At 51.6% G+C, this 25,929-nt stretch carries 24 protein-coding genes, 1 pseudogene and 1 other annotated feature; of the genes and pseudogenes, 1 reads left to right on the forward strand and 24 read right to left on the reverse strand.

Annotated features, from left to right (window positions below; all coding sequences use genetic code 11):
• Window positions 1-56 precede the first annotated feature (56 nt).
• The 8 genes from carB to lspA all read right to left on the reverse strand — a co-directional run bounded on the left by carB (window position 57) and on the right by lspA (window position 10,491).
• Window positions 57-3,272, reverse strand: coding sequence for a carbamoyl-phosphate synthase large subunit (carB, locus tag AC0YNV_RS10820; RefSeq protein ID WP_475768112.1), 3,216 nt, complete (start codon window positions 3,270-3,272; stop codon window positions 57-59).
• Window positions 3,259-4,404 (reverse strand): glutamine-hydrolyzing carbamoyl-phosphate synthase small subunit, encoded by a 1,146-nt coding sequence (gene carA / locus AC0YNV_RS10825; protein ID WP_475768113.1) that lies wholly within the window; start codon window positions 4,402-4,404, stop codon window positions 3,259-3,261. The genes carB and carA overlap by 14 nt, the downstream gene beginning before the upstream one ends.
• A 135-nt stretch (window positions 4,405-4,539) precedes the next feature.
• The gene (locus AC0YNV_RS10830; protein WP_475768114.1) at window positions 4,540-5,832 is read right to left on the reverse strand and encodes a dihydroorotase; all 1,293 of its coding nucleotides are present in this window, start codon (window positions 5,830-5,832) and stop codon (window positions 4,540-4,542) included.
• A 52-nt stretch (window positions 5,833-5,884) separates the two neighbouring features.
• Entirely contained in the window at window positions 5,885-6,784 is a 900-nt protein-coding gene (locus tag AC0YNV_RS10835) for an aspartate carbamoyltransferase catalytic subunit (protein ID WP_475768115.1), read from the reverse strand.
• 18 nt (window positions 6,785-6,802) lie between these two features.
• Window positions 6,803-7,369 (reverse strand): bifunctional pyr operon transcriptional regulator/uracil phosphoribosyltransferase PyrR, encoded by a 567-nt coding sequence (gene pyrR, locus AC0YNV_RS10840; RefSeq protein ID WP_475768417.1) that lies wholly within the window; start codon window positions 7,367-7,369, stop codon window positions 6,803-6,805.
• Window positions 7,370-7,650: 281 nt separating this feature from the next.
• Window positions 7,651-8,886, reverse strand: coding sequence for an LL-diaminopimelate aminotransferase (locus AC0YNV_RS10845; RefSeq protein WP_475768116.1), 1,236 nt, complete (start codon window positions 8,884-8,886; stop codon window positions 7,651-7,653).
• Window positions 8,887-9,005: 119 nt separating this feature from the next.
• Window positions 9,006-9,959, reverse strand: a complete 954-nt coding sequence (locus tag AC0YNV_RS10850) for an RluA family pseudouridine synthase (RefSeq protein ID WP_475768117.1) — start codon at window positions 9,957-9,959, stop codon at window positions 9,006-9,008.
• Window positions 9,925-10,491, reverse strand: a complete 567-nt coding sequence (lspA, locus tag AC0YNV_RS10855) for a signal peptidase II (protein WP_475768418.1) — start codon at window positions 10,489-10,491, stop codon at window positions 9,925-9,927. The genes AC0YNV_RS10850 and lspA overlap by 35 nt, the downstream gene beginning before the upstream one ends.
• 185 nt (window positions 10,492-10,676) lie before the next feature.
• On the opposite strand from lspA, the gene AC0YNV_RS10860 reads away from it, so the two are divergent.
• Complete coding sequence (locus tag AC0YNV_RS10860; RefSeq protein ID WP_475768118.1) at window positions 10,677-11,384, forward strand: TraR/DksA C4-type zinc finger protein; 708 nt, start codon at window positions 10,677-10,679, stop codon at window positions 11,382-11,384.
• 51 nt (window positions 11,385-11,435) lie between these two features.
• Here the strand turns inward: AC0YNV_RS10860 and AC0YNV_RS10865 are convergent, their stop codons facing one another.
• The 16 genes and pseudogenes from AC0YNV_RS10865 to spoIIGA form a co-directional block, all read right to left on the reverse strand.
• Window positions 11,436-11,720, reverse strand: a complete 285-nt coding sequence (locus AC0YNV_RS10865) for a DUF5665 domain-containing protein (protein ID WP_379114353.1) — start codon at window positions 11,718-11,720, stop codon at window positions 11,436-11,438.
• 198 nt (window positions 11,721-11,918) lie between these two features.
• The gene (gene ileS / locus AC0YNV_RS10870) at window positions 11,919-15,014 is read right to left on the reverse strand and encodes an isoleucine--tRNA ligase (protein ID WP_475768119.1); all 3,096 of its coding nucleotides are present in this window, start codon (window positions 15,012-15,014) and stop codon (window positions 11,919-11,921) included.
• Between the two features lie 93 nt (window positions 15,015-15,107).
• Window positions 15,108-15,476 (reverse strand) — a binding site (T-box leader).
• Window positions 15,477-15,539: 63 nt separating this feature from the next.
• A complete protein-coding gene (locus AC0YNV_RS10875; RefSeq protein ID WP_210046556.1) occupies window positions 15,540-16,037 on the reverse strand; it encodes a DivIVA domain-containing protein in 498 nt (165 codons plus the stop codon).
• 141 nt (window positions 16,038-16,178) lie between these two features.
• Entirely contained in the window at window positions 16,179-16,961 is a 783-nt protein-coding gene (locus tag AC0YNV_RS10880; protein ID WP_475768120.1) for a YlmH family RNA-binding protein, read from the reverse strand.
• Complete coding sequence (locus tag AC0YNV_RS10885; protein ID WP_210046588.1) at window positions 16,958-17,203, reverse strand: YggT family protein; 246 nt, start codon at window positions 17,201-17,203, stop codon at window positions 16,958-16,960. Before AC0YNV_RS10885 ends, AC0YNV_RS10880 begins: the two co-directional genes overlap by 4 nt.
• Window positions 17,204-17,237: 34 nt before the next feature.
• Complete coding sequence (locus AC0YNV_RS10890; RefSeq protein ID WP_210046558.1) at window positions 17,238-17,690, reverse strand: cell division protein SepF; 453 nt, start codon at window positions 17,688-17,690, stop codon at window positions 17,238-17,240.
• A gap of 165 nt (window positions 17,691-17,855) precedes the next feature.
• Window positions 17,856-18,578, reverse strand: a complete 723-nt coding sequence (locus AC0YNV_RS10895; RefSeq protein WP_475768121.1) for a YggS family pyridoxal phosphate-dependent enzyme — start codon at window positions 18,576-18,578, stop codon at window positions 17,856-17,858.
• Window positions 18,575-19,444: a peptidoglycan editing factor PgeF gene (pgeF, locus tag AC0YNV_RS10900; RefSeq protein WP_475768122.1), complete on the reverse strand. Its 870-nt coding sequence runs from the start codon at window positions 19,442-19,444 to the stop codon at window positions 18,575-18,577. Before pgeF ends, AC0YNV_RS10895 begins: the two co-directional genes overlap by 4 nt.
• A gap of 91 nt (window positions 19,445-19,535) precedes the next feature.
• Window positions 19,536-19,814, reverse strand: coding sequence for a PRC-barrel domain-containing protein (locus AC0YNV_RS10905; RefSeq protein WP_210046560.1), 279 nt, complete (start codon window positions 19,812-19,814; stop codon window positions 19,536-19,538).
• Between the two features lie 211 nt (window positions 19,815-20,025).
• Complete coding sequence (gene sigG, locus AC0YNV_RS10910) at window positions 20,026-20,808, reverse strand: RNA polymerase sporulation sigma factor SigG (RefSeq protein ID WP_188992832.1); 783 nt, start codon at window positions 20,806-20,808, stop codon at window positions 20,026-20,028.
• Between the two features lie 156 nt (window positions 20,809-20,964).
• Window positions 20,965-21,300, reverse strand: coding sequence for a hypothetical protein (locus AC0YNV_RS10915; protein WP_475768123.1), 336 nt, complete (start codon window positions 21,298-21,300; stop codon window positions 20,965-20,967).
• A gap of 579 nt (window positions 21,301-21,879) precedes the next feature.
• Window positions 21,880-22,494 (reverse strand): hypothetical protein, encoded by a 615-nt coding sequence (locus AC0YNV_RS10920; protein WP_475768124.1) that lies wholly within the window; start codon window positions 22,492-22,494, stop codon window positions 21,880-21,882.
• Window positions 22,491-23,169: pseudogene (locus AC0YNV_RS10925) on the reverse strand (ATP-binding cassette domain-containing protein). The gene AC0YNV_RS10920 and the pseudogene AC0YNV_RS10925 overlap by 4 nt, the downstream one beginning before the upstream one ends.
• A gap of 24 nt (window positions 23,170-23,193) precedes the next feature.
• A complete protein-coding gene (locus AC0YNV_RS10930; RefSeq protein ID WP_475768125.1) occupies window positions 23,194-23,592 on the reverse strand; it encodes a GntR family transcriptional regulator in 399 nt (132 codons plus the stop codon).
• Window positions 23,593-24,011: 419 nt separating this feature from the next.
• Complete coding sequence (gene sigE, locus AC0YNV_RS10935; RefSeq protein WP_210046565.1) at window positions 24,012-24,734, reverse strand: RNA polymerase sporulation sigma factor SigE; 723 nt, start codon at window positions 24,732-24,734, stop codon at window positions 24,012-24,014.
• On the reverse strand, window positions 24,713-25,663 hold the full coding sequence (gene spoIIGA, locus AC0YNV_RS10940) for a sigma-E processing peptidase SpoIIGA (protein WP_475768419.1): 951 nt from the start codon (window positions 25,661-25,663) through the stop codon (window positions 24,713-24,715). The genes sigE and spoIIGA overlap by 22 nt, the downstream gene beginning before the upstream one ends.
• Window positions 25,664-25,929: the final 266 nt, after the last annotated feature.

The following is a 25,929-nucleotide window of genomic DNA, read 5'->3' on the forward strand; positions in this document are numbered from 1 at the left end:
CGAAATTTTGCGAACGCATGGCAAAAGCCTGCTTGTGGGCAGGCTTTTATGGCCTTTTATTTCTGCAGAACCGGCATCGGACGGGATGAGAAGTTAATCGTCTCGAGCATATTCAGCAGCGCGCGGACGGTATCCAGCGAAGTCATACAGACAACGCCGTTCTCCACCGCTTCACGGCGGATGCGGAAGCCGTCACGCTCCGGTGTCTTGCCTTTGGTCAGTGTATTGACCACGAAATGCGCCTGTCCATCGCGGATCAGATCCAGGATGTTCGGCGAGCCTTCGCTGAGCTTGTTGACGGTTTTCACGCGAAGCCCTGCGGCTTTGAGCGATGCTGCCGTTCCGCCCGTGGCAATAATGTTGTAGCCAAGATCGTAGAAGCCGCGCAGGATTTCAAGCGCTTCCGGCTTGTCTTTGTCAGCCACCGTCGCGATGATCGCGCCAGTTGGCGGAATTCGCATACCGGCGCCGATCAGACCTTTGTACAGCGCTTTGGCATACTGCTGATCGCGGCCCATCACTTCTCCGGTCGATTTCATCTCCGGCGTCAGTGTCGGGTCAACGCGGCGGAGCTTCGCAAACGAGAACACCGGCACCTTTACCGAAACAAAGTCATCTTCCGGCCACAAGCCTTCGCTGTAACCCAGATCAATCAGCTTCTCGCCTAAAATGGCTTTGGTCGCCAGGTTGGCCATTGGAATGTTCGTCACTTTGCTCAAGAACGGCACCGTACGCGAGGAACGCGGATTGACTTCGATAACGTATACTTCGTCCTGGTAGATAACGAACTGGATGTTCACAAGTCCGATGACTTTGAACTCCTTGGCGATTTTAATCGTAATATCGACCATCTGCTGCTTCAGCCTGTCAGACAGAGATTGTGGAGGATATACCGCAATGGAGTCGCCGGAATGGACGCCTGCACGCTCGACATGCTCCATAATACCCGGAATCAGCACGGTATCGCCATCGCAGATCGCGTCGACTTCCGCTTCCTTGCCGAGCATATAACGGTCGATCAGGACCGGATGCTCCGGATTGATTTTTACTGCCTGCTCCATGTACATGAGCAGTTCCTCATCGGAATAGACGATTTCCATGGCGCGTCCGCCAAGCACGTAGGACGGGCGTACCAGAACCGGGTAACCGAGTCCTTGGGCGGTCTCGACTGCCTCGCCGACGGAGATGACTGTCTTCCCTTCCGGTTGGGCGATATTCAGCTTGCGCAGCAGCGCTTCGAACTTCTTGCGGTCTTCCGCCGCGTCAATGCTTTCCAGATCCGAGCCCAGAATGCGGATGCCGGCCTTGGTGAGCGGAGCCGCAAGATTGATTGCGGTCTGGCCGCCGAACTGCACGATGACGCCGATCGGGTTCTCCTGCTCAATGACGTTCATGACATCCTCGAAGAACAGCGGCTCGAAGTACAAGCGGTCGGAAGTCGAGAAGTCCGTAGAAACCGTCTCCGGGTTGTTATTGATGATGACCGCCTCATAGCCGGCGCTTTGAATGGCCCACACGGCATGTACGGTGGAGTAATCGAACTCGATGCCCTGACCGATCCGAATCGGACCGGAACCAAGCACAAGCACTTTCTCCTTGGAGGTCTGGATGACTTCATTCTCTGTTTCATAGGTCGAGTAATAATAAGGCGTGGTTGCTTCAAATTCCGCCGCGCAGGTATCTACCATTTTGTAAACGGGATTCAGACCCTGTTCCTTGCGGAATTTGCGCACATCATGCTCATTGGCCAGATCCCTGTGATTGCCTTCCATGCGGATTTCCGCAATGGAGCGGTCAGAGAAGCCCTTGCGCTTGGCCTGGTACAGCAGCTCATAGGTCAGTACTTCAGCGCGGCGCAGTTCATCCTCGAAGCGGACGATGCCTTCGATTTTATCCAGGAACCACCAGTCGATCTTGGTCAAATCCTGAATATCCTGAAGCGCGTATCCGCGGCGGAAGGCCTCTGCTACAAGGAACATCCGCTCGTCATCGGGCTTCTCCAGCCGCGTGCGGAGCGTCTCCTCGGACAGTCCAGCCGCATCCTTCAGATGAATGCGGTGCGCGCCGATTTCAAGTGACCGGACCGCTTTATGAATCGATTCCTCGAATGTGCGGCCGATCGCCATCACTTCGCCGGTCGCTTTCATTTGCGTACCCAGCTTGCGGTTCGCGGACAGGAATTTATCGAACGGCCAGCGCGGAATCTTCGATACGATATAATCCAGCGTCGGCTCGAAGCAAGCGTAGGTCTGGCCTGTGACGGGATTGACGATTTCATCGAGCGTATAGCCGATTGCGATTTTGGCTGCCATCTTGGCGATCGGATATCCGGTCGCTTTGGATGCCAGAGCCGATGAACGGCTGACGCGCGGATTCACCTCGATGACATAATATTGATAGCTGTGCGGATCAAGTGCGAATTGTACGTTGCAGCCGCCCTCAATGTTCAGGGCGCGGATGATTTTCAGCGAAGCCGAGCGCAGCATTTGATATTCACGGTCGGACAAGGTTTGGCTTGGCGCCACAACGATGGAATCACCCGTATGAACGCCTACCGGATCGAAGTTCTCCATGTTGCACACGACGATACAGTTGTCGTTCGCGTCGCGCATAACCTCATATTCAACTTCCTTCATGCCGGCGATCGATTTCTCGACCAGACACTGGCTGATCGGGCTGTAGCGGATACCCGAGGCTACGATTTCTAGCAATTCCTCTTCGCTGTGACAGATGCCGCCGCCTGTTCCGCCCAGCGTGTAGGCCGGACGTACGATAATCGGATAACCGATTTCATTGGCGAAATCGACCGCTTCCTGCACCGTTGTCACAATAACGCTGTCCGGTACCGGCTGCTCCAGCTCACGCATCAAATTGCGGAACAGATCGCGGTCCTCGGCTTTCTCAATGGCCGTCAGCTGAGTGCCGAGAAGCTTGACATTCTCCCGCTCCAGCACACCTGCCCGGGCAAGCTCGACCGCCATATTGAGGCCGGTCTGTCCGCCAAGCGTCGGCAGCAATCCATCCGGACGCTCCTGGCGGATAATTTGGGTAACAAATTCAAGCGTAATCGGCTCGATGTATACTTTGTCGGCCATATTCGTATCAGTCATGATTGTTGCCGGATTGCTGTTGATCAGCACAACCTCGAAGCCTTCTTCTCTCAGCGCCTGGCAGGCCTGCGTGCCCGCATAGTCAAACTCCGCCGCTTGTCCGATGACGATGGGTCCGGAACCGATGACGAGAATTTTTTTGAGTTCATTATTTCTGGGCATACTGCAGCTCTCCTCTCAATGACTCCGCAAGTTGTGCCTGACGCGGTCTCTGTGGGTTGTCTTTTTTATAGGTGCGGATCATTTGCAGGAATTCATCAAACAGGTAGCTGGAATCGAATGGACCTGGCGCTGCCTCCGGGTGATATTGAACCGAGAAAGCCGGGAACTGCGTATGCTTCAATCCTTCAATCGTACGGTCATTATTGTTGATGTGCGTCACTTCCAGCTGAGTGCCGCTCACTGAGTCTTCAAGCACGGTATAACCGTGGTTCTGCGAGGTAATGTAACAGCGGTTGGTTGCCAGCTCCTTGACCGGGTGATTGCCGCCGCGGTGCCCGAATTTCAGCTTCGAGGTATCCGCGCCGCAGGCCAGTGCGAACAGCTGGTGACCCAGGCAGATGCCGAACATCGGATATTCGCCCAGCAGCTCCTTGATGGTTTCAGCCGCATGCGGGACATCCTTGGGATCCCCGGGGCCATTGGACAGCTGTATGCCGTCAGGCTTCAGACGGCGGATTTGGTCAGCCGTCGTGTCCTGCGGCACGACGATGACGTCGCAGCCGCGCTTGGTCAGCTCGCGGAGAATTCCGCTTTTTGCGCCGTAATCGATCAATACGATCCGCTCGCCTTCACCTGGGCTTGAGAAGATGCTTTTGGTCGAAGTGCGGGCCACCTGATCGGTCATCAGCGGAGTCAGGCCAAGACGCTCCTGCAGCTCTTCCACCCGCTCGGAGCCGGTCGTAAGAATGCCTTTCATCGTTCCAAAATGACGAAGTTTACGGGTAAGCATGCGGGTATCGATTTCGCTGATGCCGATAATGCCATATTCCTTCAGCAAGCGGTCAAGCGTATATTCAGCGCGCCAATTGCTCGGAACCGGCTCATGACGGCGCACAACAAATCCATGGATAAACGGACTGATGGATTCAAAATCATTGCGCGTAATGCCATAGTTTCCGATAAGAGGGTACGTCATCGTGACAATCTGTCCGCAGTAGGACGGATCGGAAAGGACTTCCTGATAACCGGTAATGCCGGTGTTGAACACGACTTCGCCGGCCGACTGGCCATCCGCGCCGAAGCCAAGGCCTGTAAACAAAGTGCCGTCTTCCAATAACAATCTTGCTTGCATCCGTATCACTCCTAAAGGTTTGAAAGTTTTGCTTGTAACGCATCCTCAGCGTTTTCCTGCTCCTCTTTACAGAAGAATAGGTTCGCATCAGACGCGAGACACTGATCTAAGTTGAGTATGTCTCTCTCTGTTATGTTACAGTTCCGACCAAACCACAGATCCGTCCACAATGGTCAGCACGGGCCACCCGGATAATTTCCAGCCGCCAAACGGCGTATTATTGCTTTTGGAAACGAAGCTTTCCGGATCAACCGTCCGCTCGTTCTCCAAATCCACAATCGTCACATCCGCTGGCGCTCCGACTTCAAGCCTGCCGCTGCTGAGTCTGAATACCCGCGCAGGGTCAGTTGTCATTCTCTTGAGCAGGAAGCCCAGCGTCCATTTGCCAGTCTGCACAAATTTCGTATACAGGAGCGGAAAAGCTGTTTCAAAGCCGACAATTCCGAACGGCGCAAGCTGCATGCCGCGCGCCTTCTCCTCTGCACTATGCGGCGCATGGTCGGTCACGATCATGTCCAGCGTTCCGTCCTCGAGTCCTTCGATAACCGCTTCGACATCGCGGGGTGTCCGCAGCGGAGGGTTCATTTTCCAATTGGCATCCATCCCCGGAATGTCCTCGTCCGAGAGAACCAGGTGATGGGGGCATACCTCGGCAGTTACTTTAATCCCGACCTGCTTGGCGAGCCGGATCAGACGAACCGATTGCTCGGTGCTTACATGGCAGACATGATAGTGGACGCCTGTCGATTCCGCCAGCAAAACGTCCCGTCCGACATGGATGGCCTCCGATTCGTTGGGAATGCCTTTCAAGCCACTGCGTTCAGCGAATTTGCCCTCGGAGACGAACAGGCCTTCAACGAGTGAGTCGTCTTCGCAGTGGGCAATAACCGGCATGTCCATGGAAGCTGCCAGCGCCATGGCGTTTTTCATCATTTGCGCATTCTGAACGCCCACGCCGTCATCGGTGAAGCCAACTGCGCCAGCTTCCTTCAGCGCTGAAAAATCGGTCAGCTCGCGGCCAAGCTCGTTCTTGGTTATAGCCGCATAAGGCAGCACCTTAACGACGCCTTCAGCTGCAGCCTTGTCCAGAATGTACCTGACGGTTTCCGGCGTGTCGGTAACCGGCCGGGTGTTGGGCATACAGGCAATCGTTGTGAAACCGCCTTTGGCAGCAGACCTGGTGCCTGTTGCGATATCTTCTTTATGTTCAAAACCGGGATCGCGCAGATGAACGTGCATGTCGATCAATCCTGCGGAAACCAGCTTTCCTGCCGCATCCACAACTTCATATCCAGCTGTATCCGGAATCCCTGCTGCGCCGTCTTCGATAGCGGCAATCAGGCCATTCTCAATCTTCACATGTCTGGTTTCCAGCTGCTCTTTATTCTCATTCCATATTTGACCGTTTACTATCCATAAGGACCTCATATTTATTCAATTCTCCTTTTTGGCATTTGCATGCGATCTGATTAGCCGCTCCTTAAGCGAGCGCCCGCTCGATAACGGCCATCCGGACCGCTACGCCGTTCTGCATTTGCTGGAAAATCCGCGACTTCGGATGCTCCACCAGTACATCGTCGATTTCCACATCGCGGTTGATCGGAGCCGGATGCATGATGATGGCGTGATCCGCGATTGACGCAGCCCGCTCTACGGTCAGCCCGTACTGCTCCCGATATTCCCCGGCTGTTTGGAACACGCCGTTCTCATGGCGTTCCAGCTGCACGCGAAGCATCATCACCACATCGGACTTCAACGCTTCTTCGATCGTGACATATTGAACGTCGAGCTCGGAAGCTGCCATGCCTGGCGGGGCGCAAAACCGTACGTTCATCCCAAGCTTCTTCATTGCCCACAGGTTGGACCGGGCAACCCGGCTGTGCAGAACATCGCCTATAATGGAAACGGTCAATCCCTTTAATTCACCGAACTCCTTGCGAATCGTATAAAGATCGAGCAGCGCCTGTGTAGGGTGCTCGTTATTTCCGTCCCCGGCGTTAATCAGCGGCACCTTGATTCGGGTTGCCAGCTCCGCCAGCACTCCGATCGGCTTCAGACGGATGATCCCGGCATCAATCCCCATGGATTCAAGCGTGCGCACCGTATCGTAGATCGATTCGCCTTTTTGCACACTGGATACCGCTGCTGAGAAGTTCAGCACTTCAGCTCCCAGACGCTTCTGGGCGACCTCGAACGAGAATCTCGTGCGGGTGCTGTTCTCAAAAAACATATTGGCCACAAATTTACCCTGGAGCACAGGGGTTAGCTTGTCGGGCTGGGCTTCCCAATAAGCGGCGCGTTCCAGCAGTTCGGTTATTTCCTCCTGCGGCATATCCTTCAATCCCAGCAAACTGCGCTGTTTTACTATCGTTTCATTCATGCTTATAGCCTGCCCCCTTTAATGGATAATGGTCACTTTATCTTCATGATCCACTTCTTGAAGCGAGACCTGAATCTGTTCCTGCTTGGAGGTCGGCACGTTCTTGCCCACATAATCAGGCCGGATCGGCAGCTCGCGATGTCCCCTGTCCACCAGCACCGCCAGTTGAATCGTCTGGGGCCTACCGCAATCCATCAATGCATCCATTGCAGCTCTGATCGTACGGCCCGTATACAGCACATCGTCGAACAAAATAATCCGCTTGTCCTGCACACTGATGACATTGTCGTCTTTGCTTACCTCCAAGGATGAAGCTGACTGCTCTGAGCCGGAACCCGACCTTCCGCCGGTTCCTCTGTCATCGCGGTACAGGGTAATGTCGATTCCCTTCACCTCTACAGGGAGGCCTTCGATCTCGCGGATTTGCTCGGCGATTCGCTGCGCCAGATAAATGCCGCGTGTACGAATGCCGACGAGTACACAGTTATCAATGCCCTTGTTCTTTTCCACGATTTCGTGGGCGATACGCGTGAGAGCACGGCGGATCGCAGTTTCGTCCATAATGATGCGGTGCTGCCCATCCATACGCTTCATCCGCCTCCCTGACTCCAAGCGATGATCGGTCACAATAAAAAACTCCTTGCGGCCGTCGCAAGGAGTCGTTCAAATGAATGTTCCCTTCTCTTTCCGACAAGAGCCGTCTGCGCGCAAAAAGCCGCCAGCGGTTCTTGTCCGGGTTGCATGAGGAACATTCCATTATTCACGATACCTTGACAGCCTCTCTGGACTGAATTAAAGGTACTACTGTTCATTAAAGGAATTATCCCACGTTCGACAAATGATGTCAATACCTTACATGAGAGTTGTTACAGGCTGAGCTTCGTAATGCGTTCAACGGCTTTCTCGGTATTCTCGCGGCTGCCGAAAGCGGTTAGACGGAAGTAGCCTTGTCCGCTTTGGCCGAAGCCTACGCCAGGAGTTCCCACAATGTTGGCCTCGGACAGCAATTTATCGAAGAATGCCCATGAGTCCATGCCGTTTGGTGTTTTGAGCCAGATATAAGGGGCATTGACGCCGCCGAATACTTCCAGGCCAAGCGAAGCCAGTCCGTCACGGATGATACGGGCATTGGTCATGTAATAATCGATGGTGGCGGCAATTTGCTGTTTGCCTTCAGGGCTGTAGATCGCCTCTGCCCCGCGCTGGGTCACATAGGATACGCCGTTGAATTTCGTTGTGTGGCGGCGGTTCCACAGATCATTGACGAGCAGCGTATTGCCGTCTGCATCTTTGGCCTTCAGTTCGCGCGGAACAATCGTGTAGGCGCAGCGGACGCCGGTGAAGCCTGCTGTTTTGGAAAAGCTGCGGAATTCGATGGCTACTTCCTTCGCCCCTTCGATCTCATAAATGCTGTGCGGTACATCCTCTTCCTGAATAAACGCTTCATAGGCGGAATCATACAGGATGATGCAGTTGTTCGCTCTGGCATAATCCACCCAGCGCTTCAGCTCTTCCTTGCTCAGCGTCATACCCGTCGGATTGTTGGGATAGCACAAGTAGATCAAATCCACTTTGCGGTCAGGCAGGCTTGGAGTAAAGTCATTCTCTGAGCTGCATGGCAGATAAACAATGTTCTCGTACTGGTTTTTTTCTTTATTGAATTGACCCGAACGGCCTGCCATGACATTGGTGTCCACGTAGACCGGATATACCGGATCCTGTACCGCGACTACTGCATCCTGGCTGAAAATCTCCTGGATGTTGCCTACATCGCATTTGGAACCATCGCTTACAAACACTTCATTGGTTGCGATATCGATGCCCCGCGCTTTGTAGTCATTCTCAATAATGGCCTGAATCAGAAAATCATATCCTTGCTCCGGACCGTACCCGCGGAATGCATCGGGGCTAGCCAGCTCGTCCACGGCTTTGTGCATGGCTTTCACGACAGCATCAGGCAAACCGCGGGTAACATCGCCGATACCCAGGCTGATAATTTGCGCATTCGGATTCTCCTGGGTGAATTTGGTGCGGCGTTTGGCAATCTCGGAAAACAGGTAGCTGCCCTGCAGCTGCGTATAGTTGTGGTTAATTTGTGTCATCTGACTTTAATCTCACCTTTCTATGGCCGTTCGCGGCATAGTATGAATTGCTATCATCATAGCCTACAGACAGAACAAACATAATAAAGAAAATAGTGAAAAGTTTGCACTTTTCACCATTAACGCTGCCGCAATATCATCAATTCATGTTCAATGTCCTCTGGAATAGGAGCAGAAAACTCCAGATACTCTCCGGAACGGGGATGCGTAAAGCCCAGAACGGCCGCATGCAGCGCTTGCCCTTTGAGTGCAATCGTCTTGTTGCGTCCGTACATGGGATCCCCGGCCAGCGGGTAGCCGATGTATTTGAGATGAACGCGGATCTGATGCGTACGGCCGGTTTCCAGCTGCAGCTCCAGCAAAGTAAAGTCCTCGCCCAATCTCTCCAGGACTGCAAAATGCGTAACCGCATGCTTGCTGCCCTTCTGGGTGACCGTAAACAGCTTGCGGTCCTGCGGATCCCGCCCGATCGGGGCATCGATGGTGCCATGCTCATGCGGCACTTTGCCGTGAACGAGCGCGATATATTTGCGCGTCACGGTATGGTCCTTCAGCTGGGCTGCGAGTGAAGCGTGGGCCATATCATTTTTGGCCGCCATAATCAGCCCGGAGGTGTCTTTATCTATACGATGTACGATGCCTGGACGAAGAACGCCGTTGATGCCGGACAAATCGGTACAGTGAAACATAAGCGCGTTAACGAGAGTCCCCGAATAGTGGCCTGGCGCCGGATGCACGACCATCCCGCGCGGTTTGTTGATCACGATGACATCGCTGTCCTCATAGGCAATTTCAAGCGGGATATCCTCGGAATCGATTACGGCTTGCTCCGGTTCAGGAATGACAATGGCGATATGCTCGTCGGCTGTAATCTTGTGATTGGCTTTAACCGTCCGTCCGTTCACCTGAATCGCACCGGTCCTGATCCATTCCTGCACCTGCGTGCGTGATGCCAGTCCTTCTTCAAGGCTTTCTGTTACATATTTATCAAGCCGCTGTCCTGTCTGACTCTCGTCAACCGTGAACTCAAGCGGCTCATCATTGAATGGGTTGATGCTCTTGTTTGCTGTCATGTCCGTCTTGTCCATCCTGTCTGTCCTGTTCGATAGGCTCTTTATGTTCATTCGAATCTCCGTTCTCATTCTTCATGGATAAAATGGCATCCAGCAAAATCAGCGCAACCCCGCATACGATACCCGAGTCAGCCAAGTTAAATATCGGAAAGATGTAATGACCAAAGGTAAATTGCAAAAAGTCGACTACATGGCCATAAAGCGCACGGTCGAGGAAGTTGCCTACTGCCCCGCCAAGCACCATGCCAAGGCCCACCAGTAACAAGGGCTTGCCGGACTGACGGTTCTTCTGGAGATACCAGACTATTCCGGCCACAACCACCAGAGTGATGCAGAGAAACAATATCTGCTGCTGCTGGAGGATGCCAAATGCCGCTCCTTCGTTGCGGAGGGAGGTGATAATAAAAAAGCCGTCGCCGAGCACATTGATTCTTTCACCGATTACAAGATTATTCTCGATTAGCCGTTTGGTAACCCAATCAATCACAAAGACGAATAAAGCGATCCAATAATAATATAATCTCAAAAACATCATGCCCCCTTGTCCCAAACATTGTAGCATATTCCACCTATTTGCCACCAGCGAATCCTTCATTGGTCCCGCCTGCCCCCGTTTGCCAAATGCCCCAGCGATGCCCACCTCTAAAATCAGTCATATCAGCGAAAGCTAAAGGCAATCCTGCACAGCTATACAAATGGAAAAGAGGGGCTGCAATCGTGAATACATTGACGATGAATCAGTTGAATATGCTGCGAGGCCAACTGGAAGCGGAGAAGAATGAAACTGCCCGGCGGCTTGACGACAGCGACCATTACGGTCATGCCGACTCCCAGCGGGATGAAACCGGAGAATTGTCGATGATCGATAACCATCCCGGCGATGTGGCAAGCGAAATCTATGAGCGTGGCAAGGATACGGCGCTCCTGGAGCAGGAGGAGCTTCGGCTGGAACGGATTGAAGCGGCATTGACGGCTATGGATAATGGCGTTTACGGCAGCTGTCTGGTGTGCGGCGAAGCGATACCTTATCAACGGCTGCAGGCGCTGCCCGATACCTTATATTGTGTGGAGCATTCGCCCAGGCAGGAGATATCAGAACGCAGACCCATAGAAGAGCAGGTGCTCACGCCTGCCTTCGGGCATTCCAGCATGGATGAGCATGAGGGGTACAATGGCTTTGACGGGGAAGACGCCTGGCAAATCGTGGAGCAGTGGGGAAACTCCGACTCTCCGGCCATGTCCGAAAACCGCGACGTCGAGTCCTATGATGAAATGGGTATTGAAGCGGGCGAACCAGACGGTTATGTAGAGCCGCTGGAGAGCTTTCTGGCTACCGATATTACCGGAAAAGTCGTCAGCGTGGTGCGAAACCGGGAATATTACGATTATCTGAAAAACAATGAAGGAGACAGCGGACTGGAATAGCTGCCTTAAACCTTATGTACAGAACTGGAAACGAACTTGCGGTTCGATAGGTCAATAAACCTTGCCTTCGAGCTGATGCTGGACGATCCGTACAATATCAGCGATATAGTCACCGACAATCGGCAGGTTCAGGGCGCCAAGGAACTGCAGGATATAAATAATCGTCGCCGCAAAAATGGAAAATCCCAGCGCGATGCCGACACCGCGGAATATGCCGGCCAATAAATTGCGCCATATCAGGGAAAGCGGCCGATTAAGAAGCAGCACGTAATCCGCCATTTGCGAACGTTCCATATCCACGGCGACTTTCTCCAGCCGGCGGTCCAATATTTCCATCGAATGCTGGATGGCGTTCAAGCTTTTTGTTTCCTCGGTCATATTGAACCCTCCGTATGATCGTGGTAGTTGATAAGCAAGGCAACAAGTAAAAAAACGCCCATGCAGATGCTGCCGGCGAAGCGGCATTTGCCGCTTCGCCGGCAGCATTCGCATGAACGTTAAGTCATATGCGGTTATTCACCGGTTATGATGCCCCTAACCGCCGATTAAAATTCCAATTTCTTTCTCGCCGAGCTTCAGCCGCTCCATTCCCTCGCCGCTTCCATAATCGACTCCGCTCAGCAGCACATTCTCCATCAGAACAGATTCGAATGCCTTCAACGCCGCCGTTAGCTCGGCATCCACGTCAAGCGTCAGATGAACCCGCTTCTCAATCGGCAAATCCAGCTTCTTGCGTGTATCCTGAACTGCACGGATGACTTCGCGGACCAAGCCTTCCTGTTCGAGCGCAGGTGTAATGTCGGTATTAATCGCCACCGTCAGCTGATAACCCGAAGCGGATGCAAAGCCCGCCTTGGCCTGTTTCTCAACCAGCAGCTCATCGAGTGCAAGAGTCAACGTTTCACCTTCGGAGGAGGGATAGACAAGCTCCCCGCTTTGCACCGCCGCTTGAGTCTGCTCCGGCGTCAGCTGCTTCAGATAGGCTTGAATGCCCCCTACCAGTTTGCCGTATTTTTTACCCGCAACCTTCAGGTTCAGCTTAAAGGTGAAATCCACAAACCCGCTGTCGCCGCTCGCAATTGCAATAGTCTTGATATTGATTTCGTCCTTGATGATGTCTTCATACGCTGTTAGATCGAATTCTCGATCCAATGCGATAATGAGCTCGGACAACGGCTGACGGGTCTTAATCCCCGTTTCGTTCCGAACATTGCGCGCAAGCTCGACAATCTGACGGGCGGTCTCCATATCACGCTCCAAGGTTTCATCGATTGCGGAGTCATCGGCTTTTGGGTAATCGGCCAAATGAACGCTTTCCGTACCGCCTCCCAGGTTGCCGTAGATGTCTTCCGCGAGAATTGGCGCATAAGGGGCAATAAGCTGCGACAGCGTGAGCAGCACATGCCGCAGCGTCCCGTAGGCATCCAGCTTGTCATCCGTCAGGCCGCTTCCCCAGAACCGGTCGCGGGAACGGCGGATATACCAGTTGCTTAATTCATCGACGAAGACCTCTATGGCTTTGGCCGGGTTGAGAAAATCATTCACCTCAAGCCCCTTCTCCACCTGCTTGATCAAGCTGTTCAACCTCGACACAATCCAGCGGTCCAGCTTTCCTGAAGATTCCCGGTATGGATGCTTGGAAGGCTCATATCCGTCAATCGACGCATACAAGGCAAAAAACGCATGAGTATTGACGATAGTGTCCATTACTTTCGATTTGGCTTCGCCAACGATCCCCCGCGAGAAGCGTTTGCTGTTCCATGGCGCGCTGTCAGACAATAATGCCCAGCGGAACGCATCGGCTCCATATTCATCGAGGATTTCCCACGGGTCAATGACATTCCCTTTGGACTTGGACATTTTCTGCCCGTTCTCGTCAAGCACATGTCCGGTTGAAATAACCGCCTTGTACGGAGCTTTGCCGTTATAGAGCGTTGATACGGCCAGCAGGCTGAAGAACCAGCCGCGCGTCTGGTCAATGCCCTCGCAAATAATATCTGCCGGGTATTGATCCGCAAATGCCGCCTCATTCTCAAACGGATAATGCTGCTGCGCGAACGGCATCGAACCGCTGTCGAACCAGACATCGATAACCTCAGACGTCCTGGTCATCACACCGCCTTCGCAATGCGGACAGTTCAGCTTAACTTCATCCACATAGGGCTTGTGCAGTTCAATGTCGGGAGAGATGGGTTCTACCGAACGCGCAACCAGATCCGCCCTGCTTCCAGGCGCATGCTGTCCCCCGCAGCTGTCGCAAACCCAAACATTAAGCGGCGTTCCCCAGTAACGGTTACGGCTGATGTTCCAGTCGACGAGATCCTCAAGGAACTTGCCGAACCGGCCTTCCCGGATATGCCCCGGATACCAGTCCACCTTGTTGTTATTGGCGATCAACTGTTCCTTCACCGACGTCGTTTCAATGAACCAGCTCTCTGTTGCATAGTAGATAAGCGGCGATTTGCAGCGCCAGCAGAACGGATAGCTGTGTTCGTACCGCTCCTTGGAGAACAGCAATCCCTGCTCGCTGAGCATCTTGACAATATCGACATCGCAATCTTTTACGAAGCGGCCTGCCAGATCAGTCACCATGTCCATATAGCGGCCGGCATTGTCCACCACATTCAGGAAGCTGACGCCATTTTGGCGGACCACTTTGTAGTCGTCCTCACCATGGGCCGGCGCAATATGAACAATACCTGTACCGCTCGTATCGCTGACAAAGTCACCAGGAATGACGAAGTGCCCGTTATCCAGCGCGGCGTAGCGGAATGGAGGCTCATATTTCAAGCCGAGCAGATCAGCCCCTTTTACAGTGGACTCGATTTCATATCCGCTTTTCATTACACTTTCCACAAGGCCCGCTGCGACGATATACAGCTCCCCTTCTTTTCTCACCCGGACATAGTCCAGCTTCGGATTGACGGCAAGCGCTACATTCGCCGGAAGGGTCCAAGGGGTTGTCGTCCATGCCAGCACATAGGCGCCGGAATCGCTCAGCTTGAATTTCACCGTTGCGCTGAGATCCTTCACATCCTCATAGCCCTGGGCAACCTCGTGAGAGCTGAGCGTTGTCTGGCAGCACGGGCAGTAAGGGCTGACCCGGTGACCGCGGTACAGCAGCCCTTTGCCATGAATCGTGGATAAAATATGCCATACGCTCTCAATGTAGTTGTTGTCCAGCGTAATATAAGGCTTGTCCATATCGGTCCAATAGCCGATCGCTTCCGTCAGATCACGCCACTGCCGTTCATACTCAAAGACGCTGTCCTTGCATTTTTTGACAAAGGCTTCGATGCCGTATTTCTCGATTTCCTGCTTGCCGGAGATGCCCAGCTGCTTCTCCACCCCAAGCTCGACAGGCAATCCGTGCGTATCCCAGCCAGCTTTGCGCACAACACGGTATCCGGACATTGTCTTGTAGCGGCAAACAAAATCCTTGATTACCCGTCCAAGCACATGGCCGATATGCGGCTTGCCATTGGCGGTCGGCGGACCTTCGTAAAATACAAAATTAGGTTTCCCATTACGATTTTCAATCGATTGCTCAAATGTCTGTTCTGCTTTCCATCTGCCCAGTACCCGGATATCGCGGGCTCTTGCACGTTCCTTTACATCTACGCGCTGCATGCTATACAGATCCCCTTTCTTATTTGAAACATTCATTGAAAGACCATACGAAAAATCTGACTGCTGTGACAACAAAAAAAGCCCCATCCCCTGGAAAGGGACGAGGACCTGCTCGCGCTACCACCCTTGTTCCAAGCATAATGATAAAAGTGAATCCAACATGCCGCTTCCTTGCCGGGCATTGTCTTTCTCACACTTACATGCTTGACACTTGTTACGGATTTTAAGAAATCCGTATTCCTTGTAACGGGGGGAGTCCGGCAGCGCTTAGTGCAAGTTCAGCTTGCAAGAGGAGAATGATGCTGTTCGCACATCTGGTCTTGTCAGCAATTTATCCACTTGGGCATTCAGCGCAGCTTCTCGGAGATGATCTTCAACCACGTTCTGCGCACCGATTCACAGCAATCATCGGATTCTCTGGGGGCAAACGCATGGTCTACTCGTTCTCGTCAATGAATTTGGTTGATTAATTATTCACATTTATACGCCAGTCCAGCGTGTTTGTCAAGAGCAGCGAGTGCGTGCCTAGGAATTATTGATCACTTCATTGGGTAAGCGGTCTCTGCCTTCAAGCGAATCCCAGCCATTATGGCTCAGCAGCTCAAGCTGCGCTTCGACCAGCGAACGGAAACGGGCGCGGTAGATGGAAGCCTGTTGTTTGAGCTCCTCGACTTCAAGCGCAACCTTCCGTGATTTGGAGAGAGCTTCATTAATGATCCGGTCAGCATTCTTCTCCGCTTCCTTAACAATCAGCTGAGCTTCCTTCTTGGAGTTGCTTTTTACATCATCAGCCGCTTCCTGTGCGACGATGATCGTTTTACTAAGCGTTTCTTCGATATTGGAGAAATGGTTCAGCTTCTCCTGAAGCGACAACGCCTGGTTTTGCAATTCTTTGTTTTCCCGAATAAGCGCCTCATAGTCTTTGATGACCTGATCGAGAAACTCGTTTACTTCATCTTCGTCGTAACCGCGAAGACGTCTTCCGAATTCTTTATTATGTATGTCCAATGGCGTAAGCGGCATTGGCGCACCTCCCAAGAGTATGAAGAGTCGAAGAACGAAAACAATTCAGGGCAAAATCAAAACCAAAGTCCCATGCCCCGCACAATTAGTTCGGGTCTGCCTGTTTACATTCGACATATCGGGCTAAAATCCTGCAAGGTACTATATAAATTTGCCGATTTTCACCCGAACTCTGCCTTTCTTCGTAACACCTTCGACGCTAAGGACTTTAAATCGGCCCAGGCCCTGAAAAGAAACGACATCCCCTTCTTTAAGCATCGCTGAAGGATCTTCTTCCGCACGCCAGTTGACCCGGCAGCGTCCTGCGCGAATGGGATCCACGATTTTGGACCGGCTGACCCGGTAAACATCGCTTGCAATCCCGTCCAGACGCAAAGAAGCCACCGATAGGTTCTGTTCCTCCAGCACCGGAGCCGCTGCTTGCAGACCGGTTAACGGAACAATGTCCGTCAGGACGTGAACCCGGTGAACTTGACGCAAATGAATGTTCACATAGTCGGCAATTTCCTCTTCAACGAGACAATGGCAGAATTCGGGGTGAATGTGAAGATCCCCTACCCGGTCCCGCTTGATTCCAAGCCCGAGCAGCGCGCCAAGGTAATCCCCGTGATCGAGCTGAAGATGCCCTCCGGTGCCGGCCGTAATCTGAATCAAGGCTATACCTTCAGGCTCATCATCCAGTATCCGGTAATCCGGCGCGATAAGAGCACGCCGGCGCTCCGCCTGCTCATATCCGCCCATCAGCTTAACCTGTATGTCCATTTGGCGGTTAGCCAAACTCATTAGAATATCAACCTGTCTGGGATCGAGGAAGTCCGTGCGTTTCATCTCATGGCCAAATGCTGCCCGTTCGACCCACTCCGAGGCCCGATCGACAAAAGCACGCTCATCAGGATGGAAATGCACATAGATTTCTGGCTTCATTGGAAAATCATGTTGAGAATCGCGATAATCCCATATGCCACAAACCGGAGTGCAAACAAGGCAACGATGGGGGAAATGTCGAGCATTCCGCCAATGGGAGGAATAATCCGTCTGAATGGCGTCAAATAAGGTTCTACGATCTTAGCCAGCAGCACGCCGATAAAGCTTTCGCGCGCGCTTGGGAGCCATGACAAAAGAATGTAGCCAATAATCAAAAAGTTGTAGATCGTATAAAGATTCATGACAATGCTCGTTACATTCCAGTCCAACTAAAGGTCACCTCGTCTTTTTGTATTCGTTCTCTTCTGCCAGCATATCCGTAATCGTTCCCTGGATTTCAACCGTATCCGGCGTGCAAAGAAAAATATTCGGTCCAAGCTTCGAAATGCTTCCATTCAGAGCGTAGATGGTTCCGCTCAGAAAGTCAACAATCCGCACAGCCAGATCCGTACGCACCCGCTGCAGATTGACAACGACTGCGCGCCGTGAGCGCAGATGATCGGCAATTTCCTGGGCTTCGTCATAAGAACGGGGTTCATTCAGAATGACGCGCACATTTTTTTGCGAATGGATGCTAACTACATTATTGCCTTTTGTAGATTGTTTACGTGCTTCGAATGGAGAAGTTTCAACCTCTTGCTCCTCATGATGCTCAATTCTTTCACGTTCGACGATTTCTTCTTCCTCCTGCAGCCCAAGAAAACTCATGAATTTATTCATAACACTCATTATCCATTCCTCCTAAGAGTTTCTGGTAATACTTCTCGCGGATTACTCCGAAGCAAGCCAGAAACTCACTTCGAAAGCGTTACTGAGTTTCTGGTGATACTTCTCATGGATCACTCCAAAGCAAGCCAGAAACTCACTTCGGAAGGCATAGCTATGACCGTTGTGTCAGCTTTTGCCGACTAGTACCGTCCCTAATCGAAGCCATGTGGCTCCTTCTTCAACAGCCACTTCAAAATCATTGGACATGCCCATAGATAACCCATTCACGGGCTGACGAAGCAATGCCAAAGCATTTAATTCATCCCGCAGCTGACGCAGCCCGCGAAAAACCGGACGGGCCTGCTCCGCTTCCGCGTCAAGCGGGGCCATGGTCATAAGCCCAACGGGCTCAATATGGGGCAGATCTGCAAGCTCTCGCGCAAACATGGGAAGCTGCTCGGGAGCCAAGCCATGCTTGCTATCCTCGCCTGATACGTTCACCTGAATGAAACAGGGTACGATGATTCCAAGCTGCTGCGCCCGATTTTCAATGGCTTGCGCCAGTGAAGAACGATCAAGCGAATGTATATAGTTAAATTTCCCTACGACTTCTTTCACTTTATTGGTCTGCAGTGATCCGATAAAATGCCATCGGGCTTGTCCCTCCGGAAGATCCGGGAGCCTGGAGCCGCTTCCTTCCCCGCTGATCGCATTCCATTTGGCAGCGGCATCCTGCCAGCGATTTTCGCCCAGATGGTTAAGCCCCTGCCGGAGCACATCAGCAGTCTGTTCTACGCCAACATATTTGGTTACTGCAATAAGCTCAATATCCTCCCGGCTTCTGCCGCTGCGCCCGCAAGCCTCGGCCAGCCGCTGCTCCACCGTTTCAATCCGTTCCGACAAGGTCATATTAACCGTTCACCTCTCATGCCAATCCAGCTGACCATGCGCCCAGTTGCTCCTCCTTCCATACGATGAGAATAGAAGAGTTCGGTATTGCAGCCGGTACACCACTCAGATAATTCGATAGCCATCGGCAAAATTCCTGCTTTTATCATAATCTGTCGGTTGATTTCTTTCAAGTTGATCCGTGCCCGGCCATTTTCCGTCGGCTGCATCCACAGCTCCGGATTGGCCCGGAACTCCGGACCGAATTCGTCAACCAACGGTTCAATGCGCCGAAGCACGGTCTCATCAACTTCATAACAGCAGCTTCCGATGGACGGACCAATCGCCGCCCTGATATCCTCTGCAGCGCAGCCGTAGCCATCCGCCATGGCCCGTACGGTATGCCGCGCAATCTCCAGCACCGTGCCCTTCCAGCCGGCATGAGCCAGCGCGATTACCCCCTGCTTGGGAGCAAAAAAATACAGCGGCACACAGTCTGCATAAAAGGAGGTCAACAAAATATCCTTCTGGTTTGTTACAAGCGCATCCGCATCGGCAATCGCTGTCTCCCGGCTTAAACGTCCTTTTCCCCTATCTATTGACGTTACCCGGTGGATATGATTGCCATGAACCTGTTCCGCACATGTCCAGCTGTCAAAAGGCCAATCCAGGGCATCTGCAAGCAGCGCCCGGTTGTTGACCACTGCCGCCGTTTCATCGCCTACATGCAGTCCACAGTTCAGCGATGTCCATGGCTTGCTGCTTGTCCCGCCCAGCCTGCTGGTGAAACCGGCCGTCAAACCGGCATACTGCTCCGCCCATTGCGGCAATAAAAAAAGCGAAGGCCCCTTCGCTGTATCTTCACGTTTGAATGCTTCCATCATCATCGCTCACCCCGCTACCAGTTTACCATAGGGGCAGCGGCTCATGCGAGCGGTGTTATCCGCCCGCCCAAGCCGAAGAAGCGCCCTTTGAAACCTACCTTGCTCCTTGTTCCTCGTCTTCATTCTTGTGCACCTTCGTATCATCGATCCGTACAAGCACTACATCCGTGCCGATTTTCACAATATTGCGCCAAGGGATCACAACATCCGTTCCGCCGCCGCCGAACAACCCGAAAAATCGGGTATAGCTCGGCACGACAATCGAATCGATTCGCCCCTGCCGCAGATCCAGCTCCAAATCGCTCACTTGACCCAGCTTGCGGCCATCGACGATATTAATGACATCCTTCGTTTGAAAATCGGATATTTTCAATCGGTACTCACCACGTTTCCGCAGAGGTTTTGCGTGCATCAGCAGCTTCTTTCCGCTCCTGCCTTTACTATTACTATATGTACGATATAGTTAAAATGTCCTGATTCCCATTAAAAACTTCCTGTCCACTTGCTGCTTGCCTCCCTGCGGTTAAGCCCTTCGACCAAGCTTTTGGGAGGGCATAAGAAAAACGGCGCGATAGCGCGCCGTTTCAGGTTTTTACATGCTTTTGCATTTGCTGGATGGCCGATTTCTCAAGACGTGAAACCTGGGCCTGCGAGATACCGATTTCATCGGCTACCTCCATCTGGGTCTTTCCTTCGAAAAACCGCATCGATAAGATCATTTTTTCCCGTTCGTTAAGCTTGTGCATCGCTTCCCGCAGCGCAATTTCTTCGATCCACGATACATCCTTGTTCTTGTCGTCGCTGATTTGGTCCATCACATAAATCGGGTCGCCCCCGTCGTGATAGATCGGTTCGAATAAGGATACCGGATCCTGAATAGCATCAAGGGCAAAAACCACTTCTTCCTTCGGCACATTGAGCGCCTCGGAAATTTCCATTATTGTCGGTTCCCTTGAATTCTGATTCGTCAAGGTATCCCGCACCTGCAGCGCCTTGTAGGCGATATCCCGCAGGCTTCGCGATACGCGAATCGGGTTGTTATCCCGTAAGTAACGACGGATTTCTCCGATGATCATCGGTACAGCATAGGTTGAAAACTTGACATTCTGACCAAGGTCAAAATTGTCGATGGCCTTCATGAGACCGATGCAGCCGACTTGAAATAAATCATCAACGAATTCGCCGCGATTGTTAAACCGCTGAATCACACTGAGTACCAGCCTCAGGTTGCCGTTGACCAATTTCTCTCTTGCTGCCCATTCATTCTGTGTTTGCAAAGCCGTGAAAAGTTCCCGCATTTCGACGTTGGTAAGTACAGGTAGTTTTGCGGTATCCACACCACAAATCTCGACTTTGTTTCGGGTCAACGTGATTACCTCCCAAGGAGAAACATTAATCTACAGTATCTCCTCGGTCCTCCAATTTATTCCCGAAACAAGAAACGGAATGCAGCCGGATTTGCTTCATCAGCGGTCAACCGAATGTCAATGCCTGAGCTGCCAAGGGCTGCAGCCTTTTTTAAATTACTGGGAAGGAATCAGATTTATTACAGTCAGCCGGCTCAGCAAAATTTCGCGCTCCTCCGGAGTCCCCTCCACGCTTACAGCGCCTTGATACAAGACAGCTCCGCTTTTCCAATCCACTACCGCAAGACCCGGCTTTCCGCTAATTTCAATTAAGGCGTACAGCTTATTCTGCTGCAGAACAAGGCGGTCTATCGACTGCCCTCCGAGCTCCTTGAAGGTGATGAGCTTATCGCTCGCTATTTTCTTATCGTCGAGACTGTATATGGCAATATGGAGCCCCAAGCTGCTGCCGCTTGCGCGTACAAGTTGGTTCCCGGCAGTGGTAAACGACATGGAATTCTCCTGTTCAGAAACTGACGATGCCCGGCAAGGACCGAATTAAAATGGCTCCAGGGGCTTGGACGAAAGGAAAACTGGTCCAGGAAGCCCTTATTGGTTTCATAATCACTTCCCTGTATGCCGATATTTAAGGGTTCGGAAATGATTCCGGAGCCATAGTAACCATCCAATTGAATATGTGCCGCCTCCTTCCCGTCGCCGCTGAGCTTCGTCAATCTGTACTGGGGAAGCCCGCTGCCGGATGAGGCCTGCACGTAATAAGTCCCGATACTAATAATGATCAGTGCAAGAAGTGCGGCTGACAGCCCGTACCTTTTCATTTTTTGTAATCCTCCCCCGGTCAAACCGCCACTTTTCTTTTGATTAGAAATAAGCCTGTGCAAATTGAAATAACACCGACGATCAAGCCCAATATCAGCTCGAGGATAAAGATTTCCATAGGGTACAAATAATTTTCAATGATAGTGTTCCACATCAGAAAAGGGATAAGAATTGGACAAGTCACGATGAATACCGAGAGTGCCACATATAAAATACCGACTGCAAGCCCCTTCAGCCGATAGCTCCGTTCGATCAGAACCGCCGTGAAATCACGCTCACCGCAAGCAGGCCCGCTCCATAATAAATCACGAAGGACATGAAGCTTGAGGGCAGCAGAATTTGAAGCATAAATTGAGAACGGATGAAGTCTCCGGTCGAAATCGTCTCTCTCAATTCTGCAGGCACAAGGGATTGAAACAAGCCGATTTCCAGCGGCAGCAGCAGCAGCTGGAAAGCAACCAGCCCCAGAAACATGATAAGAATGGCACTTAACTTGGAGAAATACAGATGATACCGCTGCGTCGGAAGCATTAGAAGCCGATAAATAAAAGGTTGCTTGAACAGCCAGTCGCGATACCAGATCAGAAATATATAGAGCAGCAGTACCGAGGCGCTTAGAAAGACAGGAGCCATAAAGAACAGACTGTTCGACATCACATCCGCGAAGTTTGCTTTGCCTGCCTGAGCTGTATATTCCAAATAAGCATCGAGGCCGCCATTGAGCCTCTTCCCGGCCATTTGAATGATATCCTGCGTTTTCATCCACACTCCCCCCATCTGCACCAGCAGGATAAGCGCAAATAAACTGAAATAAATGTTACTGAAGCGGCCAAGCCCCATATGAACCAGCTTCAAATATCGGTTCATGTCTGATACACCTCCCTCATCACGTCCATGACGGATTTTCCTTGCTCCTGCCGCATTTCCTCGCAGTTGAACGATTTTAAAACCGCGCCCTGATCCAGAAACGACTTTATCCAGCAGATGCTCCATGTCATTGATTTCATGGGTGGTGATAATAACGCCGCGATCCTCGATTAACTGGCTGGTAAAGACCGAGGCAATCTGTTCCCTGCTGAACACATCGATACCCGAGAACGGCTCATCCATCAGAATATAATCGGAATCGACGGCCAGTCCCAGCAGCAGATTAAGCTTCGCCGCATTTCCTTTGGATAGCTCGGCAACTTTATCCTCCGCCTTCAGCTTGAAGAAAATCAGCAGCTCATTGGCCCGGGACTGATTCCAATTGTTGTAGGAATCCGCCATGAAACGCATGCAGGCCTTAATCGTCATGCTCCCGGGCATCGTGATTGTATCAGGAACAAAAGTGATCCTCTCATAATGCCAATGATGAACAGGCTGTTCATCAATATATATATGACCTTTGTTGATAGGCGTCAGCCCCATAATGGCTTTGAGTACAGTTGATTTTCCGACTCCGTTAATGCCGATTAAACAGGTGATTTCATTTTTTTCGGCTGTAAAGGATACCCCGTTCAGCACTTTCTTGCGTCCATATTTCTTTGTCACTTCTGCAATTCAATCATTTTCGGGCACCTCCTTTTATTCCGTTAGACGTCCTTTCAGATACTGCTTTCTTACAACATTCAACAGTTCCTCAACGGGCACGTCGATGTTTTTGATAGAATCGATAAAGGCGGCCGCAGCCTCCTGAATAAGCTCATCCCGGATAGAGCCAATCAGTTGTTCATTGCTTGCGATTCGGCTCGGGGAATTTCCTTCGGTTATGATCAAGCCCTGCTCCTCCATTTCCTTGTATGCTTTTTGCGCCGTATTAGGATTGATCTTGAGGAGGCCGGCAATTTCCCTGCGTGAAGGAATGACATCTCCTGCGGAAAGCCTGCCAGCTGCCAGTCCCTCCTTGAAGTAACGGACAACCTGCAGGTAGACTGGATCGCGATTGTTAAATCTCATGTTGATTTGCCCGTCGTCCACGTTCATATCAACCTCTCTCTACCAGTGTGTGTACTATGTAGTTCATACACCATAAGTGTACTATTCGAATAATACACCTTTGATGTCAATTGTTAAATAAAAACAAAAAAGAGCCGACTAAGCGGCTCTTGCGGGCAATAATTCTGAAGTTAAAGTGTGTCCCCCTCATGGACGAAAACGAGGACAGGCACAGCTGAATCTCTCCGCCGCCTCTATCCCGGCAAGCGTTATGCCAGCCCCGCCAGGGGTACAGGCAGCACGGGAGCGCCAAAATTGGAGTGTGTCCCGCAGGGACGAAAACGAGCTTTGCACATACGTTTCTAGCAAGCTTGTGTGTCCCTCTCTCGTTTCCCATTCTGGGAGTCCAGAAGGGCGGCCCCCTCTGGGGTCCCCTCCTATGGAGGGATTTAGGGAGGGCTCTACATCTAAACCATTTTGTTGAATTCCTTGCGCAGACGCTTTATAATCCGTTTCTCCAGCCTGGAGATATAGGACTGCGATATCCCGAGCAGATCGGCTACATCCTTCTGGGTTTTCTCCTCGCCGTCGGCCAGTCCGAAGCGCAGCTCCATAATAATCCGTTCCCGCTCTGTCAGCTTATCAAGCGCCTTATGCAGCAGCTTGCGGTCAACCTGCTCTTCAATATTGCGATAGATCGTATCATTTTCTGTGCCGAGCACATCCGAGAGCAGAAGCTCATTGCCATCCCAATCGATATTCAGCGGTTCGTCGAAGGAAACCTCTGTGCGCGTCTTGCTGTTTCGCCGCAAATACATCAGAATTTCATTCTCTATACAACGTGAGGCATAGGTGGCCAGCTTGATTTTTTTCTCCGGATCAAAGGTATTGACGGCTTTGATCAGCCCGATCGCTCCGATGGATACCAGATCCTCAATATGAATGCCCGTATTCTCAAACTTGCGGGCAATATATACGACAAGTCGCAAATTGCGTTCGATCAGCATAGCGCGTATGGCCGTATCACCGGAAGGCAGCTTGCCCAGCAAAAATTCTTCTTCTTCCCTTGTCAGGGGAGGGGGCAGCGCCTCACTTCCGCCGATATAATAAATTTCCTCGCTCTTGAGACCGAATAAAAATAAAATCCGATAATAATATAACTGCAGGATCAGTTTCCATTTGACGAGCATGCCGCTCCATCCCTTCTCGAAGAACTGTGAACTGGATCAATCGTGACGGTTCGATTTTGCAGCATTGACGGATGGAGAATCGCCTGGTACGCCCCATCTGCGACTAATTTGCCGGCATCCAAGCCGATCAGCACTTTACGTGTTTCGAAGGTCTCCCCTTCCCTTACAACGACGACCAGGTCGGGCTTGACGGCAAGCATGAACTGAGCACCGCCATTGACTCCGCGGTATGGCACAAGCCGTAATCGATCCCGCCAGACAAATGGTTCATCGTCCATATTGGCTAGCAGTTTATCGACCTGCGCTTCCCGAATTTGCTTCATCCACGCGGGAGGCAGAACATCCTGCCACAGGGAAGCCTCCATAACCATTACCGGCGTGCGGGTCATGGGTTCATACAGTTGGTTGCCCGTATCAATAAGTCCCGTACATGAACGCTTGTCATCTCCTATCGTTATGTTCACCTCCGCAAGATGACTATGAACAAGATCGCGTTCCCGGCGCTGGATCATGATCGAGCGAAAAATATAATAACCCGCACAAATGACGCAAAACAGAAACACCAGCCCTAATTTCAGCTGAAAATTACCGTTAATCATGGAATTCCACAAAGGTGCGGAACCATTCATAAACAAGTAATGCAGTCCAAGCACTGCCCCTGCCGCTGCAAAGTTCACCCCATAGAAGGCTCCGATATGCCGGGCGAAATGCTGAATGCTGGGAAAACCAAACGCAACAAGAAGCATAATGAGCGACAAAGCGAATTTCACAATAAGCGTAAACATAAATGAAAGAGGAGGAAAAATAATCATTACCGCATAAAGCGATCCGATGAGAGCTGCAAGCGCAACCCGCCACCATTTGGCGCGAATGCTCCGGACCCAAGCGGTCATCAACAGGGCAGAACCGTCTATTAGCAGGTTAATCATAAAATAAACATCGATATAAACTGCATCCAGCACATTCACCTTCCTGCCGTACTTCCACTATCCGCCTGCTTCTGCATTTGCGTTCGCAAGGCTCAAGCGGCTTGTGTCTAGTATATTTAAATCCTATTACAATGTCTGTCTAAACATGCCGTCAGCAGCGATCTTTTTTTGTCGATGTGTCGGGTCTAAGAGATAGCCCTGTGAGGGGATTATCTCCTGAACATACAAAAAACCGCCCTCCCATAGATGGAAGAGCGGTTGATAAA

The sequence above is a fragment of the Paenibacillus sp. JT31N11 genome, assembly GCF_056269285.1.

What these genes read in the sequence shown, in the direction of transcription:
- AC0YNV_RS10890 (WP_210046558.1), bottom strand. Translation starts at nt 17,690, where the DNA reads ATGAGTGTTATGAATAAATTCATGAGTTTTCTTGGGCTGCAGGAGGAA.
- AC0YNV_RS10930 (WP_475768125.1), bottom strand. Translation starts at nt 23,592, where the DNA reads ATGAACGTGGACGACGGGCAAATCAACATGAGATTTAACAATCGCGAT.
- AC0YNV_RS10880 (WP_475768120.1), bottom strand. Translation starts at nt 16,961, where the DNA reads ATGAAGCCAGAAATCTATGTGCATTTCCATCCTGATGAGCGTGCTTTT.
- AC0YNV_RS10850 (WP_475768117.1), bottom strand. Translation starts at nt 9,959, where the DNA reads ATGACAGCAAACAAGAGCATCAACCCATTCAATGATGAGCCGCTTGAG.
- AC0YNV_RS10885 (WP_210046588.1), bottom strand. Translation starts at nt 17,203, where the DNA reads ATGAATCTTTATACGATCTACAACTTTTTGATTATTGGCTACATTCTT.
- AC0YNV_RS10875 (WP_210046556.1), bottom strand. Translation starts at nt 16,037, where the DNA reads ATGCCGCTTACGCCATTGGACATACATAATAAAGAATTCGGAAGACGT.
- pgeF (WP_475768122.1), bottom strand. Translation starts at nt 19,444, where the DNA reads ATGATGATGGAAGCATTCAAACGTGAAGATACAGCGAAGGGGCCTTCG.
- AC0YNV_RS10835 (WP_475768115.1), bottom strand. Translation starts at nt 6,784, where the DNA reads ATGAATGAAACGATAGTAAAACAGCGCAGTTTGCTGGGATTGAAGGAT.
- sigE (WP_210046565.1), bottom strand. Translation starts at nt 24,734, where the DNA reads ATGCTCGTCAAATGGAAACTGATCCTGCAGTTATATTATTATCGGATT.
- AC0YNV_RS10920 (WP_475768124.1), bottom strand. Translation starts at nt 22,494, where the DNA reads ATGAACCGATATTTGAAGCTGGTTCATATGGGGCTTGGCCGCTTCAGT.
- carB (WP_475768112.1), bottom strand. Translation starts at nt 3,272, where the DNA reads ATGCCCAGAAATAATGAACTCAAAAAAATTCTCGTCATCGGTTCCGGA.
- lspA (WP_475768418.1), bottom strand. Translation starts at nt 10,491, where the DNA reads ATGTTTTTGAGATTATATTATTATTGGATCGCTTTATTCGTCTTTGTG.
- AC0YNV_RS10865 (WP_379114353.1), bottom strand. Translation starts at nt 11,720, where the DNA reads ATGGAAATATTGGACCGCCGGCTGGAGAAAGTCGCCGTGGATATGGAA.
- spoIIGA (WP_475768419.1), bottom strand. Translation starts at nt 25,663, where the DNA reads ATGATTAACCTGCTAATAGACGGTTCTGCCCTGTTGATGACCGCTTGG.
- AC0YNV_RS10830 (WP_475768114.1), bottom strand. Translation starts at nt 5,832, where the DNA reads ATGAGGTCCTTATGGATAGTAAACGGTCAAATATGGAATGAGAATAAA.
- ileS (WP_475768119.1), bottom strand. Translation starts at nt 15,014, where the DNA reads ATGCAGCGCGTAGATGTAAAGGAACGTGCAAGAGCCCGCGATATCCGG.
- pyrR (WP_475768417.1), bottom strand. Translation starts at nt 7,369, where the DNA reads ATGGATGGGCAGCACCGCATCATTATGGACGAAACTGCGATCCGCCGT.
- carA (WP_475768113.1), bottom strand. Translation starts at nt 4,404, where the DNA reads ATGCAAGCAAGATTGTTATTGGAAGACGGCACTTTGTTTACAGGCCTT.
- AC0YNV_RS10895 (WP_475768121.1), bottom strand. Translation starts at nt 18,578, where the DNA reads ATGACCTTGTCGGAACGGATTGAAACGGTGGAGCAGCGGCTGGCCGAG.
- AC0YNV_RS10845 (WP_475768116.1), bottom strand. Translation starts at nt 8,886, where the DNA reads ATGACACAAATTAACCACAACTATACGCAGCTGCAGGGCAGCTACCTG.
- AC0YNV_RS10915 (WP_475768123.1), bottom strand. Translation starts at nt 21,300, where the DNA reads ATGTCGTTTACCACTGCCGGGAACCAACTTGTACGCGCAAGCGGCAGC.